Source organism: Acidimicrobiales bacterium (assembly GCA_035546775.1).
Taxonomy (GTDB): domain Bacteria; phylum Actinomycetota; class Acidimicrobiia; order Acidimicrobiales; family JACCXE01; genus JACCXE01.
Genome location: DASZWD010000012.1, coordinates 1 through 7,848, shown reverse-complemented (window position 1 = coordinate 7,848; position 7,848 = coordinate 1). Strand labels below are relative to the sequence as shown.

At 68.3% G+C, this 7,848-nt stretch carries 8 protein-coding genes; 2 read left to right on the top strand and 6 right to left on the bottom strand.

The window, feature by feature from the left end; translation table 11 throughout:
* The 4 genes from VHC63_02190 to VHC63_02175 form a co-directional block, all read right to left on the bottom strand.
* On the bottom strand, positions 1 to 275 hold a 275-nt coding region (locus VHC63_02190), incomplete at its 3' end, for a hypothetical protein (protein ID HVV35384.1).
* Positions 272 to 2,170 (bottom strand): CoA transferase, encoded by a 1,899-nt coding sequence (locus VHC63_02185; protein ID HVV35383.1) that lies wholly within the window; start codon positions 2,168 to 2,170, stop codon positions 272 to 274. The genes VHC63_02185 and VHC63_02190, both read right to left, overlap by 4 nt.
* Positions 2,167 to 3,102: an enoyl-CoA hydratase/isomerase family protein gene (locus VHC63_02180; protein HVV35382.1), complete on the bottom strand. Its 936-nt coding sequence runs from the start codon at positions 3,100 to 3,102 to the stop codon at positions 2,167 to 2,169. Before VHC63_02180 ends, VHC63_02185 begins: the two co-directional genes overlap by 4 nt.
* Entirely contained in the window at positions 3,099 to 4,247 is a 1,149-nt protein-coding gene (locus tag VHC63_02175; protein HVV35381.1) for an amidohydrolase family protein, read from the bottom strand. Before VHC63_02175 ends, VHC63_02180 begins: the two co-directional genes overlap by 4 nt.
* Before the next feature lie 46 nt (positions 4,248 to 4,293).
* Between VHC63_02175 and VHC63_02170 the strand changes: the two genes are divergently transcribed.
* On the top strand, positions 4,294 to 4,914 hold the full coding sequence (locus VHC63_02170; GenBank protein ID HVV35380.1) for a class I SAM-dependent methyltransferase: 621 nt from the start codon (positions 4,294 to 4,296) through the stop codon (positions 4,912 to 4,914).
* A 29-nt stretch (positions 4,915 to 4,943) separates the two neighbouring features.
* Positions 4,944 to 5,213, top strand: coding sequence for a hypothetical protein (locus tag VHC63_02165; GenBank protein ID HVV35379.1), 270 nt, complete (start codon positions 4,944 to 4,946; stop codon positions 5,211 to 5,213).
* Here the strand turns inward: VHC63_02165 and VHC63_02160 are convergent.
* Together VHC63_02160 and VHC63_02155 are read right to left on the bottom strand one after the other, a co-directional pair.
* Positions 5,210 to 6,862, bottom strand: a complete 1,653-nt coding sequence (locus tag VHC63_02160) for an FAD-binding protein (GenBank protein HVV35378.1) — start codon at positions 6,860 to 6,862, stop codon at positions 5,210 to 5,212. The genes VHC63_02165 and VHC63_02160 overlap by 4 nt on opposite strands.
* Positions 6,859 to 7,848, bottom strand: a 990-nt coding sequence (locus tag VHC63_02155; protein ID HVV35377.1) for a cytochrome P450, incomplete at its 5' end; no start/stop codon positions are given. The genes VHC63_02160 and VHC63_02155, both read right to left, overlap by 4 nt.

The window sequence follows — 7,848 nt, the reverse complement described above, 5'->3', positions numbered from 1 at the left end:
ATGGCGTTGGTGACCGTCGCCGGCGTGATCCACAACTGGTCGCCGAGCCGGCCGAGCGTGAGAGGCGGATTGAACCGCAGCATGCCGAGGACTTGGTAGCGGGCGAAGGTGAGCCCGAGCGGGCGCAGGATGTCGGTCGCTTCGTTGAGAAAGATCTGCTCGGCGCGCATGACGGAGACGACCGCCGCCATCCCGGCCGCGCTGTCGGTCCACCCCTGCTCGATCCAGCGCTGGCGCGCCCCCTCGACCGGGTCGTAGGACAGGCCGCGCGTCATGACACCGGAGTCTGCCCGATCACGCCTTCGGCTTCGAGCACGGCCAGTTCGTCGTCGGGCAGGCCCAACACGTCGGCGTTGTGCTCGCCCAGCAGCGGCGCATGACGGCGATGCTGCGGGCCGCCGATGCCGAAGGGCAGCCGCGGGTGACGCGCCGTGCCGGCGATCGGATGGACGACGTCTTCGAAGAAGCCGCGCGCGACCAGTTGGGCCACGTCGCCCTGCTCGTGGGGCTGCATCACCTTGGCAACCGGCACACCTTGCGCCCACAACTCGTCGACGATCTCGTCGGCCTTGCGGGTGGCGCAGTAGTCGGTGAAGTCGCCGTCGGTGTCGACGACGACCCACGTGTCGTCTTCGGCGGTGAGGTACGTGCGGGCGCCGCCGTCGCGCGTCAGCAGTACGCCGTCGCGCGAATACGTGACCAACTGCTCCGCCGCGATGCTGAGCGCGGCGTCGACCATCGCGGCTTCCACCGTCACCCCTTGGCCGGTGGCGTTGCGGTGCTCGAGCGCCTGGAGCAGTCCGACGAGCGCGTGCAGTCCGGCGTTCGGATCACCCACGGTGTAGGGCGACAGCGGCTTGCGGTCGGGATACCCCGTCATCCACGACAAGCCCGCCGCGTCTTCGATCACGAAGGCGAACGCCGGGTTGTCGCGCCACGGCCCGTCGAGGCCGAAGCCCGGCATGCGCACGACGACGAGATCGTCGCGCGACAAGTCGAGCGCCATCTGGTCCATGACGCGGGGCGTGAAGTTCTCGACGACGACGTCGGCGGTGTCGACGAGTTGCTGCAACAACTCGCGCCCGCGCTCGGTTTGCAGGTCGAGGGTGACGCTCTTCTTGTTGGTGTTGAGGCCCGAGAAGATGCCCGAGCGTTCCCACCAGTCGTCGCCGCGCATGCCCGCCAGCATGCGGGTGCCGTCGGGCCGCGTCGTCGACTCGACGTGGATCACTTCGGCGCCCAGCATCGCCAGCACCTGCGTGCACAGCGGCCCCGCCCAGAACGCCGTCAGATCGACGACCCGCAGCTCCCCCACACTTCTGTGAAGGAATTTCCGTGCAGAGGACGGGCGATCCTTCACAGAAGTGCGGATGGGGGGTGCGGGGCGCACGACGCCGTCGGCGTCGCGCACGATCGAGCCGCGGGCGACGAAGTGGTCGGTCTCGGGGATGGTGGCGCCGTTGCCGATGGGCGCGTGCGGGATGCGGAAGACGCTGGCTAGCTCCAGCACCTCGGCGACGGTGTGGTCTGCGACCCACGCCGCGATGTCGGGGGCGAGGTGGCCGCGGGACGCGAAGAGCTTGCGGTCCTCCTGCCACTCGGGATGGCCGACCATCACGCAGAAGTCGAGCCACTGCTGCCCCGTGCCCACACCGAGGCCGACGAGTCCGTCGCTCGCTTCCTCGATCCCCGGGGTGACGACAGAGCGGCCGATGCGGAACGGCCGGCCAGCGAGGTCGTGGTACGTCACCGGGTAGTACGTGAGGCACAGGGCGATGCACTCGAGCATCGACACGTCGACGAGCGCGCCCGGTGCGGACACCAAGACAGCGATCGCCGCGTACACACCGGTCAACCACTCGCCGACCTTGCCGCCGACCGGGACGGGCGCGCGGTCCGGATAGCCGCGGCCCAGGCCGATCATCCCGCCCGACCACGCCTGGAGAGTCAACTCCGTCGCCGGTTTGTCGGCCCACGGGCCTTCGAGACCGAAGGGCGTGATGGCGACGACGATTGCGTCGGGAGCCGCGGCGCGCACGTCGTCCAAAGACTCCGTTGCGTCGCGCGACCAGACGACGGCGTCGGCCTCGCCGAGCGCGCACGGCGTCGCGTCCAACAGCCTCGTGCAGTACGCGCCGGCGATGCCGCCCGTCAGATCACAGACCTTCATTCGGTCGCGGCGCGGCCCTTCTTCGACAGCCGCCACTCGGGCGGGAACCGGGCGTCGAAGTCCTTGACCGCCGTGGTCAACCCCTTGGCGATGGCTTCGTCCGTCGACATCTCGTTCTGGTCGGGCCGGCCGTAACCCGCCATCGACTCGAGCATCCCGCTGATGAGCGAACCCATGTACTCGCCCTGGTACTGCTTCATCACTTCGAAGAACGCCTTCTGCATGAAGATGACGTCGGTCGAGCGGTTCTGGGCACACGCCAGTGCGTACTTGCGCACTTCGTTCTCCAACTGGTCGCGGGGCACGACGCTGTTGACGAAGCCGACCTCGGCCATTTCCGCGGCGGTGAACGGACGGCCGGTGAAGACCATCTCCTGGAACTTGCGCAGCCCCATCATCTGCGCCCACCACCACATGCGCGGCGCCGCGCCGGCGTAACGGAAAGCGGCGTGGCCGAACAGCGCGTCGTCGGACGCGATGACGAGGTCGGCGTCACCCGCTTGGTAGAAGTGCCAGCCGTAGACGTAGCCCTTGGCTTCGACGATCGAGATCTTCTTGAACTCCTGGAGCGTGCGGCACCCACCGCGAGGATCGGTGAACCACGCCTGGGTCGTCGTCGCGCCGTGGCGGAAGTTCTTGCGCGGCGGATAGGTGACATCTTCGCCTTCGAGTTGCACCTCGCGCAGCAACCCGTCCTCCGAGTTCACCGCCTCCATGAACTCGGGCAGGTCCTGTCCGGTGCCGAAGTCGTCGCCGGAGCCCCGCACCACGAGCACCTTCACGTCGTCGTCGATGTTCGCCTGGTGCAGCAACTCGGCGTAACGCAGGCGCATCTCGATCGTCGGCGCGTTCATCTGTTCGGGACGGTTGAGGGTGAGCGTGGCGATCTTCGTCGCCCGATCCTTCTCGTAGAGAACCCAGTCGTTGCTCATATACCGAGGAACGTTTGCACGTTGGTCGACACGACCTTGACCGCGTCCTGCGCACCCACCTGCGCGACCACGCTCGCCAACGACTGCTCGGAGTAGCCGAAGGTCGACTCGTTGTGCGGGTAGTCCGACGACCACATGACGCGGTCGACACCGATCCGGTCGATCATCTCGAGGCCGAGGGGGTCGACCATGAACGACGCGTACATGTGGTGATCCCAGTAGTAGGCCACGTCGTTGTCGATCGGGTGGTCGGCCATGTGCTGCAGTGACGCGTACAGGTGCTCGGCGTCCTGGAGCGCGGCGACAACCCAGTTGATGCCGCCTTCGAACCACCCGACGGTGATGCCGGGATGGCGGTCGAGGATGCCGCCAAAGATGTAGCGACCGAACATCTCGCGGAACGGCGCCACGTTGTGCAGCATGCCGACCAGCACGCTGTTGTCCCGGCACGGCGAGCTGAGCGGCGCTTCGCCGATGTGATGCGACACCGGCACGCCCGACTCCTCGACCGCTTCCCAGAAGTCGTACATCTTCGGGCTGTTCCAGTCGATCGGCTTGCCGTCGTCGTCGGCGCCCGGCTTGAGCGGCAGCCAGAACGTCTTGATGCCGAGCGACTTGATCTCGGCCAGCGTCTTGCGCGTGCCCTCGGGATCCCACCAGTTGGCGATGCCGACGCCGTAGAAGCGTCCGCCCGCGCGCGCCTGCAACTCGGCGACGTACTCGTTGTAGATGCGGAAGCACAGCTCGCGCACGTCCTTGTCGGGCCACCCCATGAGACCGAGCAACGCGTTCGGGAACGCCAGCTCGCGGTGAATGCCGTCGGACTCCAACTCCGCGGCGCGCGCCGCCATGTCGCGCGTGCTCGACCCGTCGAGCGGGTCGTACTGCATCAACACCGCGGTGAACTCGCGCGGCAGGAACCCCTTGCCGTTGACCGCCAGGGTCCAGGCGCCGTCGTCGTAGACGACCCGCGGCGCACTGTCCTTCAGCTTGTCCGGAAAGCGCTCGTAGAAGATGTCTTCGGCGAGGGAGATGTGATCGTCGGCCGAGAACACCTCGGTGCCGGCCGGAAGGCCGACGTCGGCGCCGCCGCGACCCGTACGATCCTTCGGTGCGCCGAGTCCTTGCTGCGGGTACGTCACCATCTCGACGAATTTACTTTGACGTCGTAATAACTGTCAACGGTCGCGAGTGCGCGTGAACATCCAGCGCTTCGTTTTTCGTCGGCTCTATCGGACGGCGCCCGACGTCGAGTCGCTGGCGTGGCACCGCGAGGAAGCACCACCCCTGCTCGATCGCGCCCTCGCCCAACGGCCAGCACCCGGCCGCGCCCTCGACCTCGGATGCGGCCAAGGCGTCTACGCCGTGCACCTCGCCCAGCGGGGCTACTCGGTCGTCGGCATCGACTTCGTGACGGCCGCGATCGACGCGGCGCGGGCGCGCGCCGAAGCCGCGGGCGTCACGCTCGAACTGCACGAGGGCGACGTGGTCGACTACTCGGCGCCGGCGCCCTTCGACGTCGTGCTCGACTCGGGCTGCTTGCACCACCTGCCGAAGGCGAAGCGGGGCGCATATCGGGCCAAGCTCGACGACTGGCTGGCGCCCGGCGGCGACTTCGTCCTCGTGCACTTCGCCCACCGGCCGCAGGCCAAGTGGATCCCGCAGGGCCCGAGCCATCTAACACGCGAGCAAGCCGTCGCGTTCCTCGCGCCGCTCGAGCTGCGCGCCTACGACGAGACGGTGTTCGACGTGCCGTTCCCGATGGGCAAGATGCGCGCCGGCGTGTATTGGTTCGCGCGTCCGGCACACTGACACGACGCAATCAACGAAAGGGGCAACGGGTGACCGACGAGGCGCACGACGACGCATCACGGAGACTGTCGGACGCGATCGCGAGCGAGTGGGAGGCGTTCGGTCCGCACACGCTCGACGACAACGGTGACGTGACCGACGTGCCGATCCCCGGTGCGGTGCTCGACGAGTGGGTGCTGGTGATGAGCTGGGTCGACCCGTCGACCGGCACGTCGCTCGTCACGCGTGCGTCGTCAGCGGGCCTGCCGCTGCACCACGAGAACGGGCTCCTGCACGAAGCGCTGTATCGCTTCGACTAGTTGCCCGCGGCGTGGCGCGCCGCGATGTAGCCGAACACCATCGTGTTGGCGATGCTGGCGCCCGGGCCGAGGTAGTGCCGGCCCATAACCGTCGCGGTGCTGTTGCCGGTCGCGTACAGACCGGCGATCGGCTCCTCGTTCTTGCCGAGGACGCGGGCGAAGGCGTCGGTGAGTAGGCCGCCGCACGTGCCGATGTCGCCGGGCAGGATCTCGCAGGCGTAGAACGGCGCTTCGTCGATCGGCCCGAGACACGGGTTCACGACCTTGGACGAGGGATCGCCGAGGGAGCGGTTGTAGGCCGACTCGCCGCGACCGAAGTCGGGGTCGATCCCCTTCCGGGCGTTGGCGTTGAAGTGGTCGACCGTCTCGGCGAGACCATCGGGATCGATGCCGCACTGCGCCGCCAGTTCGGCCAACGTCGCCGCCCGCTTGAGCTTGCCGCTCTCCAACATCTCCTTGGGGAAGTAGCCGGGGTGCGACCGCACGTGGGCGTAGCTGCGGCGGTAGCGGTCGTCGAAGATGACCCAGCACGGCACCGCGCCCGCCGCGTACATCGCCTTGCCGACTTCCATGTACGAGTTCGACTCGTTCACGAACCGGCGGCCGTGGCCGTCGACGAAGATCGTGCGCGGCCGCTGCCGCGCCTGGTCCAGCGTCGACTGGCCGAACTTGCCCGTGCGGGGCAGCGGCATCCACCACGCTTCGTCCATCAGCGCCGTCTGGGCGCCGAGGCGCATCGCCGACTCGATCGCCTCACCGGTGTCGCCGGGGTTCGACATCGTCCACTTGCCCTCGTTCGGTTGGTTGCCCGAATAGCGCTGGCGCATGGCGCGGTTGTGGGCGAAGCCACCGGCGCTGATCAGGACGCCCGTGCGGGCCCGCACCGTGACGGGCTGGCCGTCGCGCTCGGTGCGCACGCCGACAACGCGCCCGCCGTCGACGACGAGATCGACCAGCGGCGCGTTCGTCCACACCGCGACCTGATGGTCGAGGGCAATGCGCAGGAGTTGCCCGACGAGCGACGCGCCGTTGGTGAGCAACGCCTGGCGCCGCACCTTGGCCAAGACGGTGCGCGCCGCCACCCGCGTCGCGATGGCGAAGGAGCGGAGGCTGCGGTTGTAGTTCGACAACGAGCGCGCCTCGTTGGTCTTCACCGCCATGCCGAGGCTTTGCGCCAGACCCGGCTGCAACCGCGCCAGCCACGGTCCGAGGCGCTTGCCGTTCCACGGCACCGGCTCGAGACCGCGCCCGACGTCGGAGCCGCCCTTGAGGTTCGAGTAGTAGTCGCTGTAGCCGGGACACGTCACCAGCCGCAGGCCCTGGTGTTGCAGGAACGTCGTCATGGCGACGCCTTCGGTCAGGAACGCGTGACGCCGCTCCTCCGACGAACACGGGCCCACGTCGCCCACGACCGTCTCGAAGTGCGCCATGGCGTCTTCGTAGGAGTCGGGGATGCCCTCGGCCTTCATCAGCGGGTTGTTCGGGATCCAGAAGATGCCCCCCGACATGCACGTCGAACCGCCGACGAGCGCCTGCTTTTCCAACACCAGCGCCTTGAGCCCCGCGTCGGCCGCCGCGATCGCGGCGACGAGGCCGCCACCGCCGGAACCGACGATCACGAAGTCGAAGGTCGCGTCCTCGCGGCTCACGCGAACTCGAGGCTGAGGCGGGCCAAGCCGCGGAGGAAGTACGTCGGCAGGTAGTCGTAGCGGCGGGCGTCAGCCGGACCGTGGACGGACTCGTCGATGCGGATGTCAGAGGTGCGGTCGAACAGTCGGTTGAGCGTGACGCGGGCTTCGGCGCGCGCCAGGTGCGAACCGGCGCAGTGGTGCACGCCGTGGCCGAAGGCGACGTGGAGCTTGGCGTTGTCGCGGTCGACGTCGAACACCGCCGGGTCGGCGAACTGCCGCGGGTCGCGGTTGGCCGCGCCCGGCAACAGCATCATCGTGGCCCCGGCAGGCAGGTCGACGTCGCCGATCGTGACGCGCCGGCGCGCCATGCGGAACTGCGCCCGCAGCGGGCTCTCGTAGCGCAGGACCTCCTCGACGAAGTTCGGAATGCGGTCGCGGTCCTTGCGCAGCAGCTCCTGCACGTCGGGTCGCTCAGCGAGCAGCCGCAGGGCAAACGACAACAACCGCACCGTCGTCTCCTGCCCGCCCGAGAACAAGTTGGCGGCGAGCAGCGCGACGTCTTGCACCGTGGGCGTCGTGCCGTCGGGAAACGTGGCCGTTGCCATCGCCGTCATCACGTCGTCGCGTGGCTCCCGACGACGATCGGCGATGTAGCCGGCGAACGCTTCGTAGAGGAACTCGAGGGGCTTGTGGGCCAGGTCTTCGTGCGCCCTCGTGAGCCGCGCCGTGAACATGCCGCGGTCCGACTCGGGCACGCCTTCGAGATCGGCGATCACCACGAGCGTGAACGGCGCGGCATACGCGGTGATGAACTCGCACTCACCGCGGTCGAGGATCGGGTCGAGCAGTTCGTCGGCGTAGCGCCACATGAACTCCTCGTTCGCCCGCAACCGGTTGGGCGTCAGCAGCCGCATCATCAGGGCGCGGTGATCCGTGTGCTTGGGCGGGTCGAACGACGGCAACTGGTCGCTGAACGGCAACTCGTCGCGGTGCGCTTCGATGAT

What these genes read in the sequence shown, in the direction of transcription:
- VHC63_02175 (HVV35381.1), bottom strand. Translation starts at nt 4,247, where the DNA reads ATGGTGACGTACCCGCAGCAAGGACTCGGCGCACCGAAGGATCGTACG.
- VHC63_02180 (HVV35382.1), bottom strand. Translation starts at nt 3,102, where the DNA reads ATGAGCAACGACTGGGTTCTCTACGAGAAGGATCGGGCGACGAAGATC.
- VHC63_02185 (HVV35383.1), bottom strand. Translation starts at nt 2,170, where the DNA reads ATGAAGGTCTGTGATCTGACGGGCGGCATCGCCGGCGCGTACTGCACG.